Here is a 24,906-nt window from a genome sequence, read left to right on the forward strand (position 1 = left end):
GAGATAGGGATTTGAACCCTAGATGGGCTACAAACCCATGCCGGTTTTCAAGACCGGTGCATTCGACCACTCTGCCATCTCTCCGAACGCCGTGAATAATATAAGTATCAGCGGTCATTGTAAACCGTAAATTTTGAAAAATTATTCAAATGGTCATCAAATCGTCTTTTTAGATAATAATTAACCAAAACAACCCCACATTTCGCAGTTAACAACGCCAATGAATAGGCTTATTTAAAATCGGTAGCGATTGTTATACGAATCATTTCAGCCATATGACGATGATATGACGACATAGTGTGCTAAAATCGCAATTAATTATTTCTAATACTTGTAGCTATGACCACAACTTTGATCCCGACGTCGCAACTTGCACCTCAATTCACTTTACCTCAGTCTTTACCGAGTACCGTTTACTTAAGCCATTTGCTATTAGGTCAAGAGCGAGCTGTCGAAGCTTTTCAGCTAATGACTAAGCTTGAGAATCAACATCTATTCTTGGCTGATTATGCGGGTATCGATCGTCAATTATTAATAAAAGCGATTGTCGAGCAAGCTGATACGCCATCTGACTCCTATTTAGTGGCCAGCAAAACGCCCACTGAGGATTTGGATTTTAGTTTTCGATGGCAAACAGCATTGCCTGCAGCATCAGTTGGTATTATTGCAAGCCAAAATAAGTCATATCATTACCTCAGTGGCTCTATTCGCCGCGCTGAACTAATCGGAAGAATGGTTAAAACAGACAAGTCTAGCCAATATAAGACAGGGATATTAGCCAGTCACCATTATGTATTCATCGACGTAGAGTCATTATGGAAGCGTGAAGGGCTTTGGGAATTTGTGATGCAAATTCTCCAAGATAATTGCTACAAAATTAACAGTGAACTTGCCCCTATTCCACTTAATTGTAAAATCATTTTAGTGGGTAATGCTAACTTATTCAGTCATTTGCGTTCTGAAGATCCGGTATTTTTAAAGTACTTCCCTTTGCTTGCTGAACTCAATTCAGAATTAGATCTAACCCAATACTCTGAAGCCCAATATTTACAGTGGTTACATAGCCTCGCAAAGCAAGTCGACGTTACATTAGAAACTTCAGCCCTAATGACGTTATTTTGGCATAGTGCAAAGCTCACTGAACACCAACAACGCTTAAGCCTATCAAGCATTTTATTATCACAATTAATGCTTCAGGCAGCGAGTTATACAACATCAAAAACGGTCAGCGGCACGTCAGTTACCAAAGCCATAAAACAAGCTAAACGTCGTCACGAAACCTCTGAGCTTTATGCCGCTCAAAACTTTGCAGATAATTTCATTAATTTGCAAACATCAGGTGAGATGATAGGCCAAATAAACGGATTAACTGTGGTCGATACCGACGATGCAAGCTACGGTGAGCCAGCCAGAATTACCACAACAGTTCATTATGGTGACGGCGAAGTTATCGATATTGAAAGAAAGTCTGAATTAGGCGGTAACATTCATACTAAAGGCATGATGATCCTTTCAGCCTCTTTGTATCGTATATTCGGCCGCGATGCGCCATTACATTTGAATGCCAATATTGTATTTGAACAATCCTATCAAGAAATTGATGGTGATAGCGCCTCACTAGCAGAATATTGCTGTCTAATGTCAGCAATTGCGGAGCAACCTATTAATCAATCGATTGCAGTCACTGGCGCACTTGATCAATTTGGTAATGTCCAAGCAATTGGTGGGGTGAATGAAAAGATTGAAGGTTTCTATCGCTTATGTTTACAACGTGGATTAACCGGCGAACAAAGCGTCATTATTCCAAAAGCAAACGTGTTACAACTGAACCTGTCTCCTGAAATTATTGAAGCGGTTGCAAATGGTAAATTCCACATTCATGCCATTGAGCATATGGATCAGGCCATCAGTTTGTTAATGGACATTGAAGCAGGCCAGAGAAATGAAGACAATGATTTTCCTGAAAAATCTCTTTATGGTTTAGTTCAGCAGCGCTTAGAAAAAATGGCGGGACAAGATGAAGAAGAGATTGAACCGTCATTTTTACAACGAATTTTAATTAAATTACGGATAATCTAGTGATCGGAGTTGTTTAGCTTACACGTGTTCGCTATCTTGTCTGCCTATTCTCGAATAAGTGGTAATTTTTAAATGGTAAAAGCTAATAGTTTCACAAAAGAAGAGCTAATCGCTTGCGGTAACGGTACCCTTTTTGCGCCTAACTCACCTCGCTTACCTGTTGATAATATGCTGATGATCGACAGAATTACCAAAATTAATGAAGATGGCGGTGAATTTGGCAAAGGCGAAATCGTCGCTGAACTCGATATAACACCTGAGTTATGGTTTTTTGATTGCCACTTCAATGGTGATCCCGTTATGCCTGGTTGCTTAGGTTTAGATGCCATGTGGCAATTAGTTGGTTTTTATCTCGGCTGGGAAGGCGCTGAAGGTAAAGGTCGTGCACTGGGTGTTGGTGAAGTTAAGTTTACTGGTCAAGTATTACCAGATGCCAAAAAAGTCACTTACAAGTTAACTTTAAAGCGTAAAATACATCGTAAGTTGGTTATGGGAATTGCTGATGCAACAATGGAAGTTGATGGCCGCGAGATTTATTCCGCTACTGATCTAAAAGTCGGTATTTTCAAAGATACATCGACTTTTTAAGCAAGTTTTTAATTGTCCGTGAATAAAAGTATCTAATCAGTTTAAAGTCACTTTAGCTGCTATTACTGCTCACTCAGAGCAAATATAATAAAGATATAGGTTGATACTACTTTAAAGCCCTCAACATCGTTTGAGGGCTTTTTTAATATGTGTTTCCTTACTATTTGTTAAACAATCCACTTAACCTGCCGTCAACACCTTCACGCCACCCGCCTAGCCATTGTGATTTAGAATCTAAAGTGCCATAAGGACAAATTTCTTTCGAGCGTCCAGCAATGCCTGCTTGGAATCCTTTAGAAAAAGCTCTATCTAGTCGATCTCTTTTTTGTCTTTTCATTAACACATCCTCGTTTTGTTAATTAAGCTTTTGGGTCGATAAATACCAAAGCTTCATCATTAGGAATAGGCGCTTTTTTAGACAAGATCAATGTCGATTTATGACAAATTTATGGGATTTTAATTAACGTATTGAGAAAAAACAGAAAAAAAAATCGAGGAAAAAACCTCGACTTTTTGTTCAAAAAATGCTCAAGCTAGTTTGCTTTTCGACGACGTAACCAAAGCAAAGGTAAACTGAACAACCAAGCCCAAGATGCAGCACCTTTACGCTCATATGGCTCGTCTTCTACTAAGTCAGACTCAGTACAGGCTTCTTGATTTCCTGCTGCTGGCTTAAGTACGACCATACGAGTTAAGAATGAAGTAACAGGATCGCCATTACCATCAATCTCAAATAATGGTGTACCGTTCTCACCCAAAATCAAATTACCATCAGTATCATATTGGTAAACTGGTTTACGAACAAAAGCAGTACCAACAATCGTACCTTCTTCATTGATACTGTTTGCTTCTACCACATAAAACTCAGAACCATAGGTAAGAATAGAGCCGTCACCATCAATCACTTCAATTGGGTGACGTGACCAGTTACCGTCTTCATCTTGTTCATAACCTTTTGACTCACAGGTCAAATTGTCATTGATATTGATAAATTCATTATCATTCATGTTGAACAAGAAGGCAGCTTTCGGACGTGGCTTATCTTTATCATAAGTCACTTCAATATTACCGACGACTTGTCCGGCATTGTTAATCGACTTAGGCTTACTGGTTAGATCTGAGATGCCGTCTTGAAAGTCATCAGGAATAATAATTTCTGCACCTGGATCATTTATATCGTAATAGAAGAACTTTTCACGTAAGTAGCCACTGATGTATTTTTGTAAGCTACCAATCACGATACCGTTATCGTTAATATCGTATGCAATAGAGCTATAAACTGTATCACTGAAAATATCTGGATCAATCCAGTTATATTGGTAGTCGCCATTGCTATCTTTTTGCCAGTAGGCAGCATCCTGGTACAAGTCATCTTCTTTACCATTACGGTATGTATGAGAGCGACCGACGACCACACCATCATTATTGATACCTAAACCTTGAGCAATGTAGTTCAGTGTTGAATCTTCATCAGGTGTTAGTCCCAATGGAAGTTCTACGATGTTATCTTCAGGTATCGTATTATCAGCTTCAATTTGCCATACATGTGCACGTGTTTGGTAAGAAATATTACGTGTACCGTTTGATGGGTATTGATCTGCCTGAACACAGATTTCTACTGGAACTGGAAACTCAGCATCTTCGTTTTGGCTTGCGTCGATACAATCATCGATACGACCTGCACTGTACTCAATGATATCAGTACTTGCATAACCTGCGACTAGGTTATTATTGTTAACGGCAGCTGCTGCTGACCAACCACCTAGCTCAACAACAAAGTCATCTTCTTCACGAACATAAGTTTCGTATGAAGGGACAAGTTCAATCTCAGTACCGTCTGCGGTCACAGCCACGCCACGCAGTTCAAAATCTCGGTAATACCAAAACTCTTGATCTTCGTCAGTGCCTTCGTAATCAATGGTTTTTTCTGGCGCTGTGTATGAACCCACTTTCACTTCTGAATCGTTCATACCATAAAAATAAGTATCAACAGAGTTAACCACTAACTCGCCTTCATCATCAACTTCTGTTGGTGGTGTTGTACCATTAATGCTGTAAAAGTTTGGATTCCATGGAGACTCAGGGTCATTTTCTTCCGCAGTGAAAGTGAAGTTATTCGCCACAATCGGTAAAAATACCGAATAGACAATCGCTTCTTCAGGCGCAATACCATCTTCAACGTCAATAACATCATCTTCGTCTTCGTCATCAACAGATAATTTCTTTTTACCTTTTGATACGCCAACTAATTCATTATTTGCATTAACAGCTAATGCATAACCACGGCTGGTTCCGTCAACATTTCCTTTGAGATCAAAATCTTCAATATTAACGATTTCGTATACGGGTGCTGCTTGAACACTTCCTATAGCGCCTAGCACACTCAAGGCAACGACTGATAATGCCTTATCAAACTTCGACTTCATTTTAATTCCTATTGTTATTATGCGCTTACTTCAATGACTCGAGTTCTTCCCAACGTTCAAAGCAAGTGTCCAATTCCTGTTCTTTTGTTGCCAACGCTTGTAACACTGTGTTGACTTTATCTTGTGGTTGGCTATAAAAATCAGCCGAAGCCACAGTATTTTGTAACTCTTCTACTTCTTGCTCAAGCTTCTCCATTTTGGCGGGTAATTGATCTAACTCCCGTTGAAGCTTGAACGATAATTTTTTCGGTGCTGCAGCAGCCACTTTCTTCTGTTTTTCTTGCTTAGTTTCTGCAGGTGCTGATGGTATGACAACAGATGTTGCTTCAGGTTCCTCAGAATAAAATTTAGCGCCTTGAGAAACTGCATCATTATAGCCGCCAACATATTCGTGCCATGCCCCATTACCGGCAAACCACCAACTACTGGTGACCGTATTATCAATAAATTCACGGTCATGACTTACAATCAGTAAGGTACCTTCAAAATCCGTTAGCAAAGACTCTAACAATTCTAGTGTCTCAACATCAAGGTCATTGGTTGGTTCATCAAGAATAATTAAGTTTGCAGGTCGTAACAGTAAGCGCGCTAACAATAACCGGTTTTTCTCACCACCAGATAAGGCTTTTACTGGCGTCCTTGCTCTGGCAGGTGAAAACAAGAAGTCTTGTAAATAGCTCAAAATATGGCGGTCTTGGCCATTAATGGTGACAGTACTTTTACCGTCGCCAACATTTTCTTCCACTGTTTTTTCAGGATCTAGCGCTTCACGATACTGGTCAAAGTAAGCAACCTCAAGTTTAGTGCCGACTTTAACTTCACCAGATTGTGGCGTTAACTGCTCAATCAATAACTTAATCAAGGTTGATTTACCACAGCCATTAGGACCAATCAGTGCAATTCTATCGCCGCGCATCACGGTTGAACTGAAGTTTTTAACTAAGTCTTTTTCAGGTAGGTTGTAATTTACATTTTTAATGTCGAAGACTAACTTACCTGAACGCTCTGAGTCACTGACATTCATCTTAGCGTTTCCTTGACGATTTAAGCGTTCACTTCGCTCAACTCGTAAGGCTTTCAACGCTCTTACTCGGCCTTCATTACGGGTACGACGAGCCTTAACGCCCTGTCTAATCCACGCTTCTTCTTCTGCTAGTTTCTTATCAAAATGAGCATTTTGTTCAGCTTCAACACGTAACCACTCTTGCTTACCTTCAAGGTACATTTTGTAGTTACCAGGCCAAGATGTGACAACCCCTCGGTCAAGGTCGACAATCCGTGTTGCCATGCGGTGAATAAATCCACGGTCATGGCTCACAAATACAATGGCGCCTTTAAAACTTAATAAAAACTGCTCAAGCCATTCAATGGTGTCAATATCAAGGTGGTTAGTTGGTTCATCAAGGAGCAATAAATCTGGCTCGCTTACTAAAGCACGAGCTAATGCGACCTTACGTTGCCAGCCACCAGATAACTCATTAAGTGGCTTATCAGGGTCAAGCCCTAGCAGTTCACAATTCTGTTTAATACGAGAATCTAAGTGCCAGCCATTGTTATGATCAAGTGACTCTTGTAAACGAGTCATTTGATTAAGCATTTTTTCCATCGCATCAGGATCGGCGGTTGCCACATCATGTGACAATTGGTGGTATCTATCTAATTGTTCACCAATCTCTTTAAGCCCAGCTGAAATATACTTATATACTGTACCCGTTTCTGCTTTAGGCGGGTCTTGCTGTAAGCGGCTGACATTGACATCAGAGGCAATATTGAATTCACCATCATCGAGTAATACGTCACCAGACAATACTTTCATTAAACTCGACTTACCTGCACCATTTCGGCCTACAATACAAACACGCTCACCCGGTAAAATGGTAAAGTCTGCGTTTTTCAATAATGGTGTGTAACCATACGCTAAAGAACCATTATTAATACGAACTAAACTCAAACGACGCTCCTAATAAAATCAGTTAGCTGTGACTCATCAAATGGCCAAAACAGCTCTTTATCACCCACAGATACCACTGGAATTGACACGCCATAGCGTGCAGCGAGATTTTCATCATCGCAGATATCAATATGTTGATAATGAATACCTAATTGCTCAACCAGGGCCTGAGCAATTTCACACAGATGACAACCATCTGTGTGATATAAAATCAAATGACTTTCTGTTGTTTTGCTTTGCAAACGATACCTCTTTGCGTCTATTTATTTAGCGTAAGGAGATTTTGCATGCGTAATTAACCACGTGTTATGGATATGCGGGTTGCGCTTATAATCCATTGGCAAGGTTTGGCTATCGATATTTTTAATATCCATTTTGTACTGGCTTAATAAATCGATGTCCATCTTAAACTTACGCTTGTTATTAGAGAAGATGATCTCACCATCTGGGCTAAGTAACTTAATTAAATCAACCAATAAAGCGGCGTGGTCACGCTGAACATCCCAACTGTCTTCCATTCTTTTAGAGTTGGAAAAAGTCGGTGGGTCGATGAAAATCAAATCAAATTGCTGGTCGCAATCTTTAATCCATTGAATGCAGTTAGCTTGTTCAAATTGGTATTGTCTAACATTGAGATTATTAAGCTCAAAATTCTCTTTTGCCCAAGCAAGATAGGTATTAGACATATCGACGGTCGTTACCGACTTAGCACCGCCAAGTGCAGCATGGACTGACGCCGATCCCGTATAAGAAAACAAATTCAATACACGCTTGCCAGCAGATTTCTCGCCGACCAATTTACGCGTTAAACGATGGTCTAAAAATAGGCCTGTGTCTAAATAGCCAGTCAGGTTTAACTTAAAGCGCGCATTATATTCTTGGGTAATAATCTCAAGCTTTTGCTCATCAAGTTTTTGGTATTGATTAGTGCCTTTTTGACGTTCACGGGTTTTAAGGGTAACTAAATCAGGGTCAATACCTAACGCAGCAGGAAGCGAAAGCAATACATCAGTAAGACGACGTTTGGTAACAGCCTCTGGAATACTGGCTGGCGCTGAATACTCCTGAATCACAACGTGATCGACATATTTATCAATAGCAACGTTATATTCAGGTAAATCGGCATCATAAATACGGTAACTATCGATACCCTCTTTTTTCGCCCATTTAGTTAGTTGCTTCATATTCTTTTTAATACGATTAGCAAATGCTGGCGAAATATCAGCAATATCGACACCTTCTGGCAATACAGGCGCTTCACGACGGGTGCTTTTAGCATGTAAAGTGTACAAGTTAAAGCCACACTCTAATGCACCATTAAACATCTTCATTTGTTTATCAGCTTTAAGCTTCAAGGCTGACAATAATTCGATGTCACTACATAGCATGGCGATTTTCCATCCGCCAAAGTCTTTTTTGAACTTATCACCAAGTTGGTAATAAAGTTGTAATAACTCAGTGATGCTACCTAATCGTTCCCCGTAAGGCGGATTAGAAATTAAAAAACCTTCAGTAACTGGTGGGGTGACATTCAGCGCATCTGAAACGGAAAATTCGATCAAATCAGCGACACCGGCATTTTCAGCATTTTTCTTAGCTAATGCCACTAAGCGAGAATCGATATCAGATGCAAAAAACTTCACTTGGCAACGGGTCTTGCCCAAAGAAGCACGTGCTTTAGCTTCCTGTAGTACGGCTTGCCAAACTGCGTCATCATGACGTTGCCAATGCTCAAACCCAAAACGTGCACGTTGCAAACCAGGGGCGATATCTGACGCCATTAATGCCGCTTCAATGACGACTGTTCCACTACCACAAAATGGGTCGAGCAAATCCGTTGGCTTGGCTTGCCAGCCACTACGGGCCAACATATTCGCTGCTAGATTTTCTTTTAGTGGTGCTTCACCTGTTGTGGCACGATACCCACGTTGATGCAATGAAGGCCCAGAAAAGTTAATCGATACTGTTAATTGATTATTTCTAAAGTGAGCGTCAATTCTAAATTCAGCATTTAACCGTTCAACGTCAGGACGGCGCTCGCCATCATCACGAAAACGGTCAACGACTGCATCTTTAATTTTTAATGCACCGAATTGCGTATTATTGATAAAGCCACCCGTACCATGGAAATCGATACTGAATGTACTCTTATTAGAAAAATGCGACGGCCAATCAATACAGTAAGCTGCGTTATAAAGTTGCTCGGCTGACTCACAAGCCCCTTTATAGATAACCACGACAATGCGACTCGCTAGTCTTGTCCACAATGTAATTCTATAGGCAAGCTCAAGTGGAGCAGAAAAATATACGCCCGCAACGCTTTCCTTAACATCAGTAGCACCAAACTCTTTAAGCTCATTGGCTAAGCTATATTCAAAACCCTTAGGGGCTGCAGCAAAAAAATTTAACATGGAATTGGCAGTCATCATCTCACAGATATAATTAAGTCGGCATTATATACCTAATCAAGAGTTCAAGTGAGAAAATGTGGTTGAATTGGATAAATACTCCTCTTTTTAAGACAATTTAATTCAAATTGCCTCACCAAATGGGTCATTCTCACTAATAAGTCGTTCCCTTAGCCCAAGTATCGCTCGGTCAATAGGCAAGCGACTCAGAATAGAGATAGCGGATTTGGCGATTAAAACGACTGAATGTGACTAAAATATCGATTTATGCTCATTAACCCAGCAAACGATCATAAAATTGTCATTATGACTTGCCAAGTACAGCTTAGGTCGTTATAGTTCGCCCCGCTTAAACGGACGCGGGATGGAGCAGTTTGGTAGCTCGTCGGGCTCATAACCCGAAGGTCGTTGGTTCAAATCCAGCTCCCGCAACCAATTTTGTAATGGTATCAATTGATTACCAATATAATGATGGCAACAAGGTATTATAGCTAAGATATATCGCACTGTTTAAGCAAGATAGTTTATATTCGGACGCGGGATGGAGCAGTTTGGTAGCTCGTCGGGCTCATAACCCGAAGGTCGTTGGTTCAAATCCAGCTCCCGCAACCAATATAACCACTATCATTATTAAGTACGGACGCGGGATGGAGCAGTTTGGTAGCTCGTCGGGCTCATAACCCGAAGGTCGTTGGTTCAAATCCAGCTCCCGCAACCACTTAATAACAAAAGATAAAAATCGGACGCGGGATGGAGCAGTTTGGTAGCTCGTCGGGCTCATAACCCGAAGGTCGTTGGTTCAAATCCAGCTCCCGCAACCAATTTTATCAATACCTATCTTATTTAGTTATTTCCCCTTGTTATACTTCTGTTTATTTCTTAGTTTGTTATTACAATTAAAGAATTTAATTTTTGATATCTACCCAGTTTATGTATCTATCTCTACGCTTTGCTATCGATTGCGCACATATTCAATGCTCGTGAAATATCTTCTATCAAGTCTTCTACGTTTTCCAATCCGACAGAGATACGCAATAGATTATCGGTAATGCCAGCAGCAGCTCTGGCTTCTGGGGTATATGGCGAATGAGTCATAGAAGCTGGGTGCTGAATTAACGACTCTGCATCTCCTAAACTGACAGCAATAGTAAATAGTGACAAACTATCGACAAATTTGATTGCCTGTTTGATGTCTCCTTTTATTTCAAATGCAATCACCCCGCCCGCACGTTTCATTTGTGAGCCAAGAAATCCATGACCTTGATGAGACTTAAGCCCTGGATAGAACACCTTTGCTATAGCTTGATGCTGATTAAGGTATTCAGCTAATATCTCTGCATTATCACAATGTCTTTGTAATCGCACATCTAAGGTTTTTATTCCACGCAAAATCAACCAAGCATCATGTGGCGAAAGTACGCCACCAAAATCTTTTAAAATCTCATACTTCAATTTGTGGATATGCGCTTCAGAACCGCACACTATTCCGGCAATAACATCACCGTGACCATTTAAATATTTTGTGGCACTGTGGATAACCATGTCGACTCCCATGTTAATAGGCTGCTGTAACAATGGCGTCATAAAGGTGTTATCGACAATCGTAATCAGGTTATTGGTTTTGGCGATATCGACGATGGCGCTCAAATCGAACACTTGTAAGTGAGGGTTCACTGGGGTTTCACAAAATAATAATTTGGTATTCGGTTGAATGGCCGCTTCTATGGCTAAAAGATCACTAAAATCGACGAAGGTTGTTTCAACCCCAAAACGGGTTAACTGACTACTTAGTAAAGCGAAAGTACAGCCGTAAATCGCGTTTGAGGCAATGAGATGATCACCTGATTCCAAATGAGTCATAAGCGATGCCGATACTGCAGCCATCCCAGACGCACAGGCAGCTGCTTGTTCAGCCCCCTCTAACAAAGCCATTTTACGCTCTAACTCATTGGTTGTCGGGTTACCTAAACGAGTATAAATGTATCCAGCTTCATCACCCGCAAAGCGGGCTCCTCCTTGCTCTGCATTATCAAAAACGAATGTCGCACTTTGATATAGTGGCGATACCAACGCCCCAAGTGCATCTTTCTCGTGCCCTGCGTGGATGGCTAATGTGGCTAAATTCCATGGTTTATGCATCTTTTTCTCCCTTCTTACCCATTCATTAGAATTGTGATTGGTGTGGGTAAGTCAAACTCAAGATACATGTGCTGATAAATTAGCCAATGCTAAAACGACTTTTTGATACCTTCAAACTTGTAAAGCCAAGATTACGAAAATCCGCAAGCCCTTTAATCAAGCCTTTTCCACACCTCCTCTTCAACGAGATCTTCACCATCGTATCTTTGTGTATGCCACTCATTTTCTTTTAACATAAATAAAAAGCGATAGGACTCTCCTGGCTTCACCCCAAATGAGCTCAACGTCGGAAACTCGGTATATTGATTATTAATTAATTCGTAATGACCACTAGCACTTGCCCAAAATGTCTTTTTCCCGCCCTCTTTTTTCATTGTCGTGAAGCTAAAGTGCGTTGCCGACACAAGTTTAATAGCAGATAAATTAAGTGTCTTATAATCAACCCATTGTTTATTCTCATTGAGGTACTTGCCATCAAACAGCGCCCAGCTACCAATCAAAGGGTTATGAAGGGATTCTTGTTTTGGCTGATTTTGGCCTATTGCTAAAGGTATACTTGTTAGCATGATACAAAACAGCCCCAAAACCTTAAGGTTTTTAGCCTTGGTTAGACGTCCTATTTGACGATATAACTCAGTGAATTTAATGTTCATCTGCCAGTATCCATCCAATTGCATGTAATTTAGGTACGATAAGTCCGTCTATAACAATGCGTTAAAGTAATACCGTTATGATAATCAAGTTACACTCGGCGTATAGCAGACATAAGTCTATGTTTGGTTTGCAAACTTAAGTCATACTAAAGAAAAATTATTCACGCACTTAAGGTTATCGTGATGCAAAAACAGACTGAGAAACAAAAAATGTTAGCTGGCCTGGCATATGAGGCGTGGGATGAAGTGCTTATAGCTGCAAGAAATCAGGCAAAATTAATGTGTCATCAGTTTAATCAACTTAGTCCATTGGATAATGATAAACGCCAAGCGATGCTAAAAACATTACTTAATATCACTGGACACTGTCATATCGAAGCAAACTTCTTCTGTGACTATGGCACTAATATCACCATCGGCGATAATTTTTATGCCAATCATAATTTGGTTATTTTAGACGTCTGTGAAGTCAAAATAGGAAGCAATGTTATGTTTGGCCCTAACGTTATGTTATCAACGGCCACACACCCGATTGATCCTATTGCACGCCGCAATACTGAATTCGGAAAGCCGATTACGATAGGAAATGATGTTTGGTTAGGTGGAAATGTTTCTGTATTGCCAGGCATTACCATTCACGATAACACTGTGATTGGTGCAGGAAGTGTCGTGACTAAAGATATCGCCGGCAATGGTGTGTATGCCGGCAACCCTTGTTGTTTTATCAAACCAATCGCTTAGCACAATGTGGTTCATTGGCTCAACTTATTGATTTTATTTAGTGACAATTAACATAAGACTAAAGCGACTGCTTTAGTCTTATCATGCCTTCATCAATACTGATTAGCGCTTGATACCCAAAATCGTTTTTTGCTGCGCTAATATCAAAGTAATGACTGGTTGATAATTGCCTTGCTACAAATCGTGTCATTATCGGTTCTTGCTGTTTCTTTAAAAGGCCATATATGCCTTCTAATACCACTCCTGCTGCATAGGCAACCCCTGCAGGTACTCGTTTTTCAACGGGGGGGATATCAACACAAGCTAAAATTTTATTAAGCATATTAGCCATTGTTATTGGTTCATCATTACTCAAGAAGTAGGCTTTACCAGCACAGTTTGCTTGATGACTTAACTCTACAGCGGCAAGAATATGTGCAAATGCAGCATTATCGACAAAGATCGTATCAACTAACTTATCTTGCTTGCCTACTAGTTTTAATTTGCCTTTTTTAGCACGCTCAATCACCCTTGGAACCAAGTGCGGATCCTCAGGCCCCCAGATTAAATGAGGTCGTAATGCTGTGGTTTTGAGTTCTTTGCTATCTGCATCAAGAATCATCTTTTCTGCTAGCGCTTTTGAATGGCCATAATAATTTAAAAATTTAGCCGCATATGGCGCTGATTCATCAATTCCTGCTTCATCTTCACCAGCAAAAGTCACACTAGGGGTACTGGTATACACAATACGGTCGATTTGATGGGCTTTACTCGCTCTAATGATATTGGCGGTGCCATTAACGTTAGGTTCAAAATAACTATCTCTAGTTCCCCAAACACCGGCTTTTGAAGCAACGTGAAACACGAGATCGCAGCCTTCCATAGCGTTAACCACCCCATCATAATCAGCAAGATCACCTTTAAACATCTCAACACCCATTGCAGTGAGTTCAGGGTAATCACCACGGGCAAATCCTACGACCTCAATTTGCGCGGCGCGCAGACGTTTACAAATACTCTTACCTAGAAAGCCGCCCGCTCCGGTAACAAATGCCTTGTTTGCCGTTTGTTTAAGTGCTGCTAATGCCGTTTGTTCTTGAGGCAGTAAATCAGTTAATTGAAGCTGAGCGCTATTTACTGAGGTCATTGAATTCGCTTCCAAATGAGTTAAGGGCTTATTTTCAATTTGAGTCACTTACGCTTCCTTCCATTGTGCTTGTGCCCAAACTGCCAGCTTTTCGCGAAATATTTTTGCATTATGGCGGACATCAACAGGAAAATCTGGATGAATAAGGAATCGACTGATCCCCACGGTATGAGAATGCTTTTCTGCGATTGCTAGCAGGTCACTATAGAGCATTTTACTATCTGAACAGGCGAGGCCTTTATCTAGTTCAATACACAACAAAGGCAAAGTTTCACCGTTTATGCTGATAGGAACAAGTGCAGAACGTTTAACCTGCGGATGGGTATTGAATACTCTTTCACAGGGAATAGAAAAATAACGTTTTTTATCTGTACCAGTTTGGTCAACACGATGCGCCTTGCGGCCACACATCCATAACTGCCCTTCTTCATCAAGATAGCCAACATCGCCCATTCTATGACGAATATGCTCACCATCTGAGATTTTAGCGATTGCAGTTGCACTTTCACGATGATAATAACTGCGGCTCACCATGGGACCTTTTACCACAATTTCACCAATGCTACCGCTATCGAGCATCAAGTCATCATCCCACTGTTTAAGCGGGTTTTCTGTGATATCAATAATCGCAATATCAACACCTTTAATCGGATGACCCACACAAATTCCTAAGCCGTTATCAGTTGCCTCTGTGGTCTCAAATAAGGCCGAACTCGGCATCATACTAATGGGTAACGACTCGGTAGCACCATAAGAGTTTAGCACTTCAACACCGCTATTCAGCATGTGACTGAAGCGCTTTATCGAAGCTATTGTTGCTGGGGCGCCAGCTGAAATTACGCGTTTAACGCTAGGTAATTTATGCTGTTTAGTCTCACCTGCTTCACCTAAACGCTCCAATAAAGCTGGGTTAACAAACATATTTGAACATTGATACTTTTCAATTGCCGCAAACAAGTATTCAGGGGTGGCGGTAATCGGTTTACTGGCATCCATAGCTGGCACAATCGATGCCATTCCAAGCGCTGGACCAAATAATGAAAATAACGGAAATGTCGCTAGGTCTCGCTCACCAGGCTTAATGCCATAATCATGTTTCAATGCTTGAATTTGAGCTTCAAACATCTCGTGACTATAAACCACCCCCTTTGGGGTGCCAGTGCTACCACTGGTAAACAATATCGCCGCCATGGCATCTTTTGCCAATGCAGCAATGGGATAAGGTGCAGAGGCCGTATTTTGGGGTAAGTCATCTATCGCCTTTGCCCCTGCCAAAAAGCATGCGACCCGACTGCCTCCCACATTGAGGCATTGCTTAACTGAGCCTTTACCCCATCCAAGAATGCGCCTTGCAATATTTGCCTTCGTAATACCGATAAAAGCATCAGGTTGCGACTCTTCAAAACATTGTTTTAGATTTTTTACGCCCATTCCAGGGTCAACCAGAATGGGAATAATTCCTGCTTTGAATAAGGCAAACGTCAGTACAAAAAAATCAATACTGGGCGTCACCATTAATACCGCTTTCATTCCAGCTGTAATACCATCGGCATTTAAGCGATAAGCCATTTCATCGGATTGCACATTTAGCTGGTTAAAATCGATTTCTTGATATGACAGTGTCGATGATGCCGTTTGCACGGCAACGGCAAGCTCTGTTGGAAAGTGAACAGCTGCATGCTGAAGGTGCTGACAAATATTGGCCGAAGGTAAAGTCATAATGTTGATGTCATCTTATTGGGGATACCTGTAACCACTGAAGTATCTCATTAATGTATTAGTTATCTCTTAAACCTATAGAGTATTCATTTTAATAAAAAAGGGCATTGTTAAAATGCCCTTAGATACTACAACGTTCAATATTTTATGGATTAAGATTGAGGTTGCTCGGCCATAAAATGTTGGATTAAGCCAATCACATCTTCACTGGCATCTTCTAAAATATAATGGCCACAATCATCAAACTCACGTACTTGGGCATGAGGCATATGTTGACGCCATTTATCAAGAAAATGCTTGTCGAATACAAAGTCCTGTAAACCCCAACAAATCAAAGTCGGTACATTCGAGAACTGCGGTAAGCTATCAGCAATACTAGAAACCAAATCATAGTTTCTGTCTTCTGGTTTTAATGGAATATCTTGCACAAACCGTAAAGTCGAAATACGATTTTTCCAGTTATTAAACGGTGCAACGTAGGCTTCTCTTACTTCTTTTGGCATTGGGTTACGTTTAACGCCTACGTATGATGCAATTGAAGAAAATGCGTTAAAGCCACGAACTAAAAAAGTACCGAGAATAGTTTCACGACACACCCAAAGTGCCCAAGGAAACGGCTTTGATTCTGGCAAATGGAAAGCCGCTGTATTTAAAAATACTAAACGCTTAATTCTGTCAGGGTAACGAGCAGCATAGCCCATACCAATCATTCCGCCCCAATCATGAACAACCAAGGTAATGTTGTCTTTTACGTCTAGATGATCAAGTAAAGCTTCCAAATCATCAATACGATTTTTAAGCGTGTAGTCATAATCTGGATCGTCAGGTTTATCAGACAAACCACAACCGATATGATCAGGCACGATACACTGATGAGTTGGGCTTAATGCACCCACCAAATTACGGTAATAATAGCTCCAGCTTGGATTACCATGAACCATAACAACAGGCTCACCTTGACCTTCGTTGACATAATGCAATTTATTGCCATTACGGTCTAAGAAATGGCTATCAAAAGGTAATAAATTCTCTAACATGATGCTTCCTAATCTTTTTTTATTAATCCTAAATACACAGCTAACGAACTACCACTTGATGCCAAGCATCATACAGTTGAGTCCGCTACCTATTCCTAGGAAGCTCACTTGATCGCCAAGTTTTAAAAAACCTTGATCATGGGCAATTGCAGCAGTGACAGGCAGCGAAACGGTGCCCATATTGCCTAAGGTTTCATAAGTAGGGAATTCTTTTTCATGCGGGATATTAAGCGCATTTAAAACTTGTTTGCGGTTTGAAGCACCGACTTGGTGACAAATCACTTTATCAACTTGTTCGACTAACCAATCACGTTGGGTTAAGAAATGCTCCCAAGTGTGTTTAGCTAAGTCGACACCTTCTTTAAGTAATGTGACAGCGTCAGTTCGCATAAACTCACGATACAGCTTCTGGCTCGTCTCCTGTAGCCCCCACTGACATAGCTCGTGATGCTCTGGTGCCGATAAATGACTTGCACCTAACAATTGATGCTGACGAGTGTTTTTAAGCGGCAGGCTTCCATCGGTTAAAATGACGGCAATGGCACCTGAACCACCTGTTAGCGTGGCAAGAGATTGGGCAAAGTTTTGCATAGTTGGGTCTGACAACATGTTATCAATCGTCACCTCAACAATGTCACGTGCAGATTCACACGATACCACCATACCCGCTTTGATTTGGCCTAACTCAATACGGTTTGCAATATCTAAGATACCTGACAGCACACCTAAGCAGGCATTGCTAATATCATAAATCGCTGTATCTTTTGATACGCCAAGCTCTGCTGCAACTCGACAAGCCGTAGCTGGCTCATGTTGGTCACGACATACGCCGGTATAAACCACTGCACCTAAGTCGCTAACACTAATGCCTGTCTCATCGACCGCTTTTCTGGCAGCACAAAGTGCCCCATCAGATAAACGATAACCTTTCGGCCACCAGCGGCGTTCTTTAATACCGGTTAATGCGGCTAATTGCCCCATCGGGATACGAAACTTTTGATAAAGCGGCGCAAGGCGAGATTCTAGGTCTAGACTTGACACCACTTGGGGTGCAAGTTCATAAGCCATACTATTAATAAAAACGCGGGAATATTTCATGAAACCGTATCAATCGCTCACTTTAAGGTCGCTATCAGCAACCGAATTTATTGGTATTTGTTATTAACCCGCCATTTGAACAAGAAAAATCCAAATATTCAATACAAAACCACTTTACGGGCCATTTAAATCTACTTCAATGAGACATGAATACAGAAAAAACAGCCAAAAAAAATCAGAATTAATACTAAACCATAAAATTTTACAATAATAAACAGTAGGTTAAGCTAGCATTCGAACAAAGAAGTCTGCTATGGCTGCTTTTTAGCCTGAATTAAACAATTTCTGGGTGTAATACTGTTTGCACAGAATTCAAACATCTCAACCTGATAACCATGTTGTTCTAAAAAGCACACTCTATCTAATAATAACCACTGCTCTATTATTAGACGAAATAGGTGCGCGACGAGATCGATTCGACGCGTTAATGCCTGTCTGTGCTCACCTTTGATAAGATAGTCATCAAAATCAATTGACCCGTTAAGTGCAACGCCTTTTTGATTGGCTGCCCATCGACAAAACTCATCAAAGCTTGCGGATAATTGACTGCGTTTTACGCTGGGAATGGGTAAATATCGACCGCTACCAGTGATGTCTCTTTGTAAAGAATCAAACCCCAAGCGCCAGCTTATTTCTTGATGACGTAATAGTTGCTGCTTTGGGTTAGCAATAACACTTTGCTGTAAAGGCAACTGCAAGTCATGACGTGAAAACGTTAACCCCGAGTCTTTAGCTACATCAGATAGTGCCTGATAGTGACTTGCTTGGATTAAATGATAACAACAAGGCGAGAATGAAATAGCGCGAGTCGACGCCTGTACAGCTAAATCAATCAGCCTTACATGCAAATCACCACAGGCATGCAACGCAACCGCATGCTGTTTATTAATTAAAGGGCTATTCGCTATTTCAAATACATCAGTGCAAGTAAACGTTTGGGGTAAATGCCATTTATCAGCAAAGGCTTGCCCTTGCTCACATAAGCTTTGCTGCCATTCTAAGCTGGTTACCTTTGTCGTTTTTTTCTTCGCTAAATACCGCCCTAAATGCCCCTTCCCCGCACACCATTCAAGAATGGGTAAATCATCCGCAGGAATAAAGTGAGCAAACGCAGTAATTTGTTGCCATTTGCGCCCTTTGATATGCGCGCTAAAATGACTAAGCTCGCTTTCAGTTAGCCCCTGCTCAGCAATCTTGTTTTGCATTTGATTGACGCTAACTTCAACCTGAGCTTTTACCTTACTGGTGAGTAGTTCAAATAAGCCATCAATGCTCAAGTTATTTGAGGCTAAATCAAGCTGTAAACTTGGTAATAAACACTTAACTAAAGCAGTTTGATCAGCGTCTATTGTATCAATTTCACTGTCATCAATTTGCCAAACTGCTTTCGCCAGCGCTGGGAATTGTGTCTCCCAAGGTAACTCGGCACACTCAAAAGCCTGCACTTGCCACAAAGGGGTAAGTAACAATAAACAATCGCTTCGAATCGATAACTGCTCACTGAAAGTTAGACGATGAGTTGCAGATGTATTTACTTTAGCAATAGACAATATTTCACCTTGTTAATTGTTAACTACCGAGTTGTTCTTATTGGTCGCCATTCGTTTACCCAACCAAACACCTAAACCGAGTGGTGCGAAAAATACTGTAATTAAAAACAAAATGAAATACACAATGACACTCTTAATGGTTTCTGTGATCTGTTGAAACACTAATTCGACGGTTTTATGGCTTAATGCGTCTAAATCTTGAACCGCCGCAACTCGCTCATCTGCAATCATTTGAACGAGAGCTTCCCGCTCGTGAGTAATGATTAACGCCAATGAAGCACGCTCTTTAGATAACTGCATTAACTTATCATCAGTCACTTGACTTAACTGCTCAATAAGCGGGCTTAGTTCCGTGCGCATATCAGCGGCAAGCTGTGTCATTAACTCAGGGGTTTGCTCCATTAATGCTTGAAATTTAACGGTAGTTTGACTGATATCTGTCAGTGCCTTTTCAACATCAGCCGCATTAACATCAGAATGTAACGCATATAGTTCGGCTTTCCAGCCCAAAATTTTCGGCATTTGTTGGGTTGTCATCGCCATACGATCTGACATGTCACTCATCACTTCAGGCATAGAGCCGAATGTGGTTATCGCTTCAAACTCAGATATATTACTAAACTCAAGCCAATCATTAAAAGCTGAGGTTCGGCTAAACGTCAAATCACTGATTGGGTTTTTAGCTACGTATTGCTCAACAAATTTCTGATGCTGTTTAAAATTACTCACATTAAATCCCTTTGCCGTTTTAGCAAATCGAGCCGATAGACGTTGACTCGCTTCAATAGCAATATGCTGATGCTCCCCAAAAACCTCGCGTCCCGCACCAGTTGTAAAATAGTGGTTCATTTGCTCAGTAAACACCCAAGTATCAATCATAGCTGCAATCGGGGATGCCTGAAAAATGGCGCGTTGTAGGCTTTGCTCTGAATAAATTTTCCACATCAGAGTATTAGATTTTATTGCCACATCATCCGTGTCATTAGCAATTAAATCTGCGCTGGATTCAACCTCTGTATAAAAGTTATAGCTATATTCACGGCTGAACATACGCATATTAATTTGCTCTTTAGGCAAGGGCTCTACGCCACTTTCAAGCTTAACCTCCAATAAAGAGCAGCCTGTTAATACGCTGACGCTCACTAACAACAATAACACTTGAACCAAACGGTTAACGGCTGAACTTTCCCATGCATTCATGGTATTCTCCACACAAATAAGCAGCAAAATAACAAACAAACACCAACAGTTACCCATAGCTTGCCTTACAAATGAAACACTTGTGACACAGCTACAGGTTTAATTTAACTATATGATATATATAAAATAAATATCATCGAGACTAGTTATTTTTACATTTTCTGTCTAGGGCTAAATGCTATTTGGCTCAGTAGAATTCAGGTTTATTAATTCAGTATAGGATGTTTATATGCACTCTCCTTGTGTCGCTAAATGCGGTCTCAATGATGACGACTTTTGTATGGGATGTTTTAGGCATATCAATGAAATTGTTGGCTGGGGCAAAGCAAGTGAAGAAAGACAACAACAAATTTGGGCGCAATTACCTGAGCGAAAAGCGGTGATGAAAGGAGGCAATAACTTTCAAACTATCAGTCGTGAAAAATGGCTGGCTGCCGAAGGGAAATTAGATTAGTTCAACATGCAGCTTGCAATAAAAAAGGTTACCCACGGGTAACCTTTTAATATTCAGATGAATGATGCTTAACGTATTAACGCAACATCACTTTTTCATCATTGATTTTAAATCTGCAAAAGGGTTGTATGTTGCCGCCTCTTGCTTCACTTCAGTCGTACTGCCATAACGAATTAACTCCTCAAATCGAGAATGCTCATTATCATGGCAATATAAGCATAATAATTCCCAATTAGAGCCATCTGATGGGTTGTTATCATGGTTATGATCAACATGGTGCACAGTTAATTCAGACAAATTTTTATGAGTGAACTCTCGAGTGCATCGACCACATACCCAAGGGTATAATTTCAATGCTTGCTCACGATAGCCTTTTTCACGACTCGCTTTATATTCTCTTGCTTCAGCGAGTACTTTATCTAATTTACTTTGCGTACCTGACATCGAGTTTCCAACTTTTGATAATTAAATATGAGTGACTAACGCTAAATCGTTGTCAAAAAATTACCCCAAGGATAATCTCAGTTATCCATTGGGGCAATGGTTTCTATCACAAACGCATTTAATACAGCTTACATTACCGCTAAAGCCAAAATGACTACTCTGTCACCAACTCAGAGTTCGACAAATGTAAATAGTGTAGATAACGTTCATATTGATTAACAATATCTGCAATGATTTGCTCTTGGGTGTACCCCATAACATCATACTGCTGACCACCATGCTCTAAAAACACTTCAACACGATAATAGTCTTGTTCGCTATCAAACAACTCAACATCCGCACCATTCATATTAAACGCACGTAACCGCAGCCCATAAGCAAATGGCAGAGTATCATTATCTTCATTACCGATAACCAGCCTGACACGTTGCTCATCTTGGGTGATTACAGCAGCGATATTTTTTTGCAAAAATATTTGCTTCACTTGGTCAAGACCAGGCTTGGCGATGTTATCTAAAAACTCTTGTGCATCTTGATGACTCGGCTGAGAGACAAGCACATCAATGCGATCTTTCCAACTCATATTCGCTTTAGCAAATTGCACACTGGTATTATGAGATTGGACACTGTTTATCTTCAAATAATCATCTTGTAAGGCTCTAAACAAGCCGACACACATTAATAGCATGACAATTAAAAACGGCATTGCACTGGCTATTGCCGCAGTTTGTAATGCTTGTAACCCACCCGCAATTAGCAGTACCGATGCAACAACCCCTTGTAAAATTGCCCAAAAAATTCGTTGCCATACTGGTGCACTATTGTCGCCACCAGATGTAAGGTTATCAATCACCAACGAACCTGAATCTGACGACGTAACGAAAAATGTCACCACTAAGAACACGGCAATAATCGATAAGATGTTCGAAAATGGTAAGTGTTCAAAGAACTTAAATAGCGCTACTGAAACGTCACTTGAAACAGCATCCGACAAATAGGTTGCACCATGATTCATTACAGCATCGATTGCGGTATTACCAAATGCCGTCATCCATAGGAAAGTAATCCCTGATGGAACAAATAACACCCCAATCAAAAACTCACGAATGGTTCGTCCACGGCTTACTCTGGCAATAAAGGTACCGACAAATGGGGACCATGATATCCACCAGCCCCAATAAAGTAGTGTCCAACCACCAATCCAATCTTCTTTTTGATCGTAGGCATATAAGTTAAATGTTTTACCCACAATGTCACTTAAATAGCCGCCAGTGTTTTGCACAAAGGCTTGCAATAACGCAATTGTCGGGCCAAGTAAAAGCACAGCAACCAAGAGTAACAAAGCTAACCCTAGGTTTAACTCGCTGAGCCTTTTAACGCCTTTATCTAAGCCTGAAAACACCGATAAAGTCGCCACGCCAGTGATGGCAATAATTAAGATCACTTGGACAGTGATATTGTTTGGCAATCCGTCAATTAAATAGCTTAAGCCTGAGTTAACTTGCAACACACCAAAGCCTAATGAAGTCGCGACACCGAACATAGTGCCTAATACTGCAAATGTATCAACTGCGTGACCGATTGGACCATATATGCGCTCTCCAATTAACGGATAAAGCGCAGAGCGAGGTAATAGTGGTAACTTATGTCGATAAGAAAAATACGCCAAACTTAACGCCACAATGGCATAAATCGCCCAAGCGTGAATACCCCAATGAAAGAAGGTAATTCTCATTGCTTCTTTCGCGGCTTCTATGGTTTCAGGGCTGGTATCAGGTGGCGCAAGAAAATGCATCACAGGCTCAGCCACACCAAAGAACATCAAGCCAATTCCCATACCAGCAGAAAACAGCATGGCAATCCAGCTTTTGTAACTATAGTCTGGGACGGCGTGATCTGGACCTAACTTGATATCACCAAAACGGCTCATCATAACGAACATGATAAAGATGATAAAAATTGCGACGCCTACGATGTAAAACCAACCAACTTTAAGTTGCAGCCAAGACTGAACCGTTTGGAAAAAAGCTGCGGATTGCTGTGGCCAAAAAGCACACAGGAGAACCATCATAGTAATAAGGGTGACAGACGAAAAAAATACAGGCGGATTTATACTAGCCTTAGGTAACATTAATACTCCTAGTTTGGAGTGAAAAGATATCTAAGCTAACCTAAGCGCTAAGTCGTTCAAAAATCTATTTGTCGAACTTAATGCTTTGATTAACTTATAAACTAACCTTCACAATAGCACAATCTAATGGATGTTTTTGTCTTACAGCACACGCCTTAAGCAAAAGTTTACCCACAGTTAACAACTGTCAGGATTAAGATACAGAAAAACACAGATCTATAACATTAAATTTGCTCTGCAAGTCAATGTAACAGCAAGCCCTGAGACTAACATTTTGAGTTGACTGTAAGATGTAAGTACTTAGTGATGAGGATGTCGTGCTTTAAGCAACAGGATTAATGACGAGTTTTCAGTAAGCTCAGGGGCAGTCCATTTATCCCTGAGCGACTTAATATGCAAACATCGACGAAAATAGCGGCTATTAACTTTATCCTTGCTCAAGGCCGCTCGCAATTAAATGCGTATTAAGACTGGTATGTAGTTTAGCTTAATGGTTATTGTCGCTATTTTTAGCCTCAAGCTCACTGTCTACTAATGTGTCTTTGGCACTGTCTTTAATAGGCTTTTTAGCGTTAGTGGCTGTGATTGATTTTGCCGAAATTCCAGCGGTTAAATTAAAGCGCATCGCATCTTCAAACGACCAATCAACTTCAATTAAATCTTCTCGTTTAACTAAACTCGTAACACCAGCCATTTGATAACTCAACTGAAATAAAACCGGTACCCAATCCCCGTCTGGTAGCGCGTCTGTTAATGGTTTAGGCGCGGTTTGGTTCATAATAAAACCAACAACATAACCACCGTTTGCCTGTTTAATCAGCATGGTCTTTTGGTTTTTTGGCTTACCATCGCTTTTCATTAACCCTGCAATATCACGAATACTGCCATATACCGACTTAAACAAAGGAAACTTCATTAATTGCTGTTCAAGCCATGAATATAACCAAGCAAACGGACTAAACGAGAATAGTAACCCCGAGATAAAAACCAATACTGCAACCAGGATAAAACCTGTGCCAACAAAAGCGTTGTCCAGTTCGACAATATCAAGCAAGAAATGACCTAAGCCATCTAAAGAGATAAATAAAGACCAGAATAACCAAAGGCTGAGTACCATAGGTAACAGATTAGTTAGGCCTCTAGAAAGGGTGTTTTTCATTAC

The 24,906-nt window shown here is 40.7% G+C and carries 20 protein-coding genes and 4 tRNA genes; 8 read left to right on the forward strand and 16 right to left on the reverse strand.

What is annotated here, in order from left to right; genetic code table 11:
* Window positions 1–339 precede the first annotated feature (339 nt).
* Window positions 340–2,079 (forward strand): AAA family ATPase, encoded by a 1,740-nt coding sequence (locus tag AN944_RS02285; protein ID WP_055022979.1) that lies wholly within the window; start codon window positions 340–342, stop codon window positions 2,077–2,079.
* 72 nt (window positions 2,080–2,151) lie between these two features.
* Complete coding sequence (gene fabA, locus AN944_RS02290) at window positions 2,152–2,667, forward strand: bifunctional 3-hydroxydecanoyl-ACP dehydratase/trans-2-decenoyl-ACP isomerase (protein WP_055022980.1); 516 nt, start codon at window positions 2,152–2,154, stop codon at window positions 2,665–2,667.
* A gap of 160 nt (window positions 2,668–2,827) precedes the next feature.
* On the opposite strand, the gene rmf is transcribed toward fabA, so the two are convergent.
* The 5 genes from rmf to rlmKL form a co-directional block, all read right to left on the reverse strand.
* Window positions 2,828–3,004, reverse strand: a complete 177-nt coding sequence (gene rmf, locus AN944_RS02295; protein WP_055022981.1) for a ribosome modulation factor — start codon at window positions 3,002–3,004, stop codon at window positions 2,828–2,830.
* Window positions 3,005–3,200: 196 nt separating this feature from the next.
* Entirely contained in the window at window positions 3,201–5,093 is a 1,893-nt protein-coding gene (locus AN944_RS02300) for a DUF3466 family protein (RefSeq protein ID WP_055022982.1), read from the reverse strand.
* A gap of 25 nt (window positions 5,094–5,118) precedes the next feature.
* A complete protein-coding gene (locus tag AN944_RS02305) occupies window positions 5,119–7,044 on the reverse strand; it encodes an ABC transporter ATP-binding protein (RefSeq protein ID WP_055022983.1) in 1,926 nt (641 codons plus the stop codon).
* Complete coding sequence (locus AN944_RS02310; protein WP_055022984.1) at window positions 7,041–7,286, reverse strand: glutaredoxin family protein; 246 nt, start codon at window positions 7,284–7,286, stop codon at window positions 7,041–7,043. Before AN944_RS02310 ends, AN944_RS02305 begins: the two co-directional genes overlap by 4 nt.
* A gap of 21 nt (window positions 7,287–7,307) precedes the next feature.
* Window positions 7,308–9,455, reverse strand: coding sequence for a bifunctional 23S rRNA (guanine(2069)-N(7))-methyltransferase RlmK/23S rRNA (guanine(2445)-N(2))-methyltransferase RlmL (gene rlmKL, locus AN944_RS02315; protein WP_055023169.1), 2,148 nt, complete (start codon window positions 9,453–9,455; stop codon window positions 7,308–7,310).
* A 355-nt stretch (window positions 9,456–9,810) separates the two neighbouring features.
* Between rlmKL and AN944_RS02320 the strand changes: the two genes are divergently transcribed.
* From AN944_RS02320 to AN944_RS02335, 4 genes are all read left to right on the forward strand, one after another.
* Window positions 9,811–9,887 (forward strand) — tRNA-Met (locus tag AN944_RS02320).
* A 100-nt stretch (window positions 9,888–9,987) separates the two neighbouring features.
* A tRNA-Met gene (locus AN944_RS02325) sits at window positions 9,988–10,064 on the forward strand.
* A gap of 29 nt (window positions 10,065–10,093) precedes the next feature.
* Window positions 10,094–10,170, forward strand: a tRNA-Met gene (locus tag AN944_RS02330).
* 26 nt (window positions 10,171–10,196) lie between these two features.
* Window positions 10,197–10,273 (forward strand) — tRNA-Met (locus AN944_RS02335).
* Between the two features lie 121 nt (window positions 10,274–10,394).
* Here the strand turns inward: AN944_RS02335 and AN944_RS02340 are convergent.
* Window positions 10,395–11,591 carry a PLP-dependent aspartate aminotransferase family protein gene (locus AN944_RS02340; protein WP_055022985.1) on the reverse strand — a complete coding sequence of 399 codons (1,197 nt, stop codon included), beginning with the start codon at window positions 11,589–11,591 and terminating at the stop codon, window positions 10,395–10,397.
* Between the two features lie 152 nt (window positions 11,592–11,743).
* Window positions 11,744–12,268 carry a hypothetical protein gene (locus AN944_RS02345; RefSeq protein WP_235530834.1) on the reverse strand — a complete coding sequence of 175 codons (525 nt, stop codon included), beginning with the start codon at window positions 12,266–12,268 and terminating at the stop codon, window positions 11,744–11,746.
* Window positions 12,269–12,427: 159 nt separating this feature from the next.
* On the opposite strand from AN944_RS02345, the gene AN944_RS02350 reads away from it, so the two are divergent.
* Window positions 12,428–12,985: a sugar O-acetyltransferase gene (locus tag AN944_RS02350; RefSeq protein ID WP_055022987.1), complete on the forward strand. Its 558-nt coding sequence runs from the start codon at window positions 12,428–12,430 to the stop codon at window positions 12,983–12,985.
* A 58-nt stretch (window positions 12,986–13,043) separates the two neighbouring features.
* On the opposite strand, the gene oleD is transcribed toward AN944_RS02350, so the two are convergent.
* From oleD to AN944_RS02380, 6 genes are all read right to left on the reverse strand, one after another.
* Window positions 13,044–14,111, reverse strand: a complete 1,068-nt coding sequence (oleD, locus tag AN944_RS02355; protein WP_055023170.1) for a 2-alkyl-3-oxoalkanoate reductase — start codon at window positions 14,109–14,111, stop codon at window positions 13,044–13,046.
* A gap of 48 nt (window positions 14,112–14,159) precedes the next feature.
* Window positions 14,160–15,830, reverse strand: a complete 1,671-nt coding sequence (gene oleC / locus AN944_RS02360; protein ID WP_055022988.1) for an olefin beta-lactone synthetase — start codon at window positions 15,828–15,830, stop codon at window positions 14,160–14,162.
* A 152-nt stretch (window positions 15,831–15,982) separates the two neighbouring features.
* The gene (locus AN944_RS02365) at window positions 15,983–16,867 is read right to left on the reverse strand and encodes an alpha/beta fold hydrolase (RefSeq protein WP_055022989.1); all 885 of its coding nucleotides are present in this window, start codon (window positions 16,865–16,867) and stop codon (window positions 15,983–15,985) included.
* 48 nt (window positions 16,868–16,915) lie between these two features.
* Window positions 16,916–17,965, reverse strand: coding sequence for a 3-oxoacyl-ACP synthase III (locus AN944_RS02370; protein WP_055022990.1), 1,050 nt, complete (start codon window positions 17,963–17,965; stop codon window positions 16,916–16,918).
* 251 nt (window positions 17,966–18,216) lie between these two features.
* Window positions 18,217–19,515, reverse strand: a complete 1,299-nt coding sequence (locus AN944_RS02375; RefSeq protein WP_235530835.1) for a methyltransferase — start codon at window positions 19,513–19,515, stop codon at window positions 18,217–18,219.
* Window positions 19,516–19,527: 12 nt separating this feature from the next.
* Window positions 19,528–20,715, reverse strand: a complete 1,188-nt coding sequence (locus AN944_RS02380) for a hypothetical protein (protein WP_055023172.1) — start codon at window positions 20,713–20,715, stop codon at window positions 19,528–19,530.
* A gap of 229 nt (window positions 20,716–20,944) precedes the next feature.
* Here AN944_RS02380 and AN944_RS02385 point away from each other — a divergent pair, with 229 nt between their 5' ends.
* The gene (locus AN944_RS02385) at window positions 20,945–21,169 is read left to right on the forward strand and encodes a DUF1289 domain-containing protein (RefSeq protein ID WP_055022991.1); all 225 of its coding nucleotides are present in this window, start codon (window positions 20,945–20,947) and stop codon (window positions 21,167–21,169) included.
* 87 nt (window positions 21,170–21,256) lie between these two features.
* Here the strand turns inward: AN944_RS02385 and AN944_RS02390 are convergent, their stop codons facing one another.
* The 3 genes from AN944_RS02390 to AN944_RS02400 all read right to left on the reverse strand — a co-directional run bounded on the left by AN944_RS02390 (window position 21,257) and on the right by AN944_RS02400 (window position 24,903).
* Window positions 21,257–21,613, reverse strand: a complete 357-nt coding sequence (locus AN944_RS02390; protein WP_055022992.1) for a YajD family HNH nuclease — start codon at window positions 21,611–21,613, stop codon at window positions 21,257–21,259.
* 154 nt (window positions 21,614–21,767) lie between these two features.
* Window positions 21,768–23,744: a BCCT family transporter gene (locus AN944_RS02395; RefSeq protein ID WP_055022993.1), complete on the reverse strand. Its 1,977-nt coding sequence runs from the start codon at window positions 23,742–23,744 to the stop codon at window positions 21,768–21,770.
* A 487-nt stretch (window positions 23,745–24,231) separates the two neighbouring features.
* Entirely contained in the window at window positions 24,232–24,903 is a 672-nt protein-coding gene (locus tag AN944_RS02400; protein ID WP_082419852.1) for a DUF502 domain-containing protein, read from the reverse strand.
* Window positions 24,904–24,906 lie beyond the last annotated feature (3 nt).

This window comes from Shewanella sp. P1-14-1, assembly GCF_001401775.1.
Classification (GTDB): domain Bacteria; phylum Pseudomonadota; class Gammaproteobacteria; order Enterobacterales; family Shewanellaceae; genus Shewanella; species Shewanella japonica.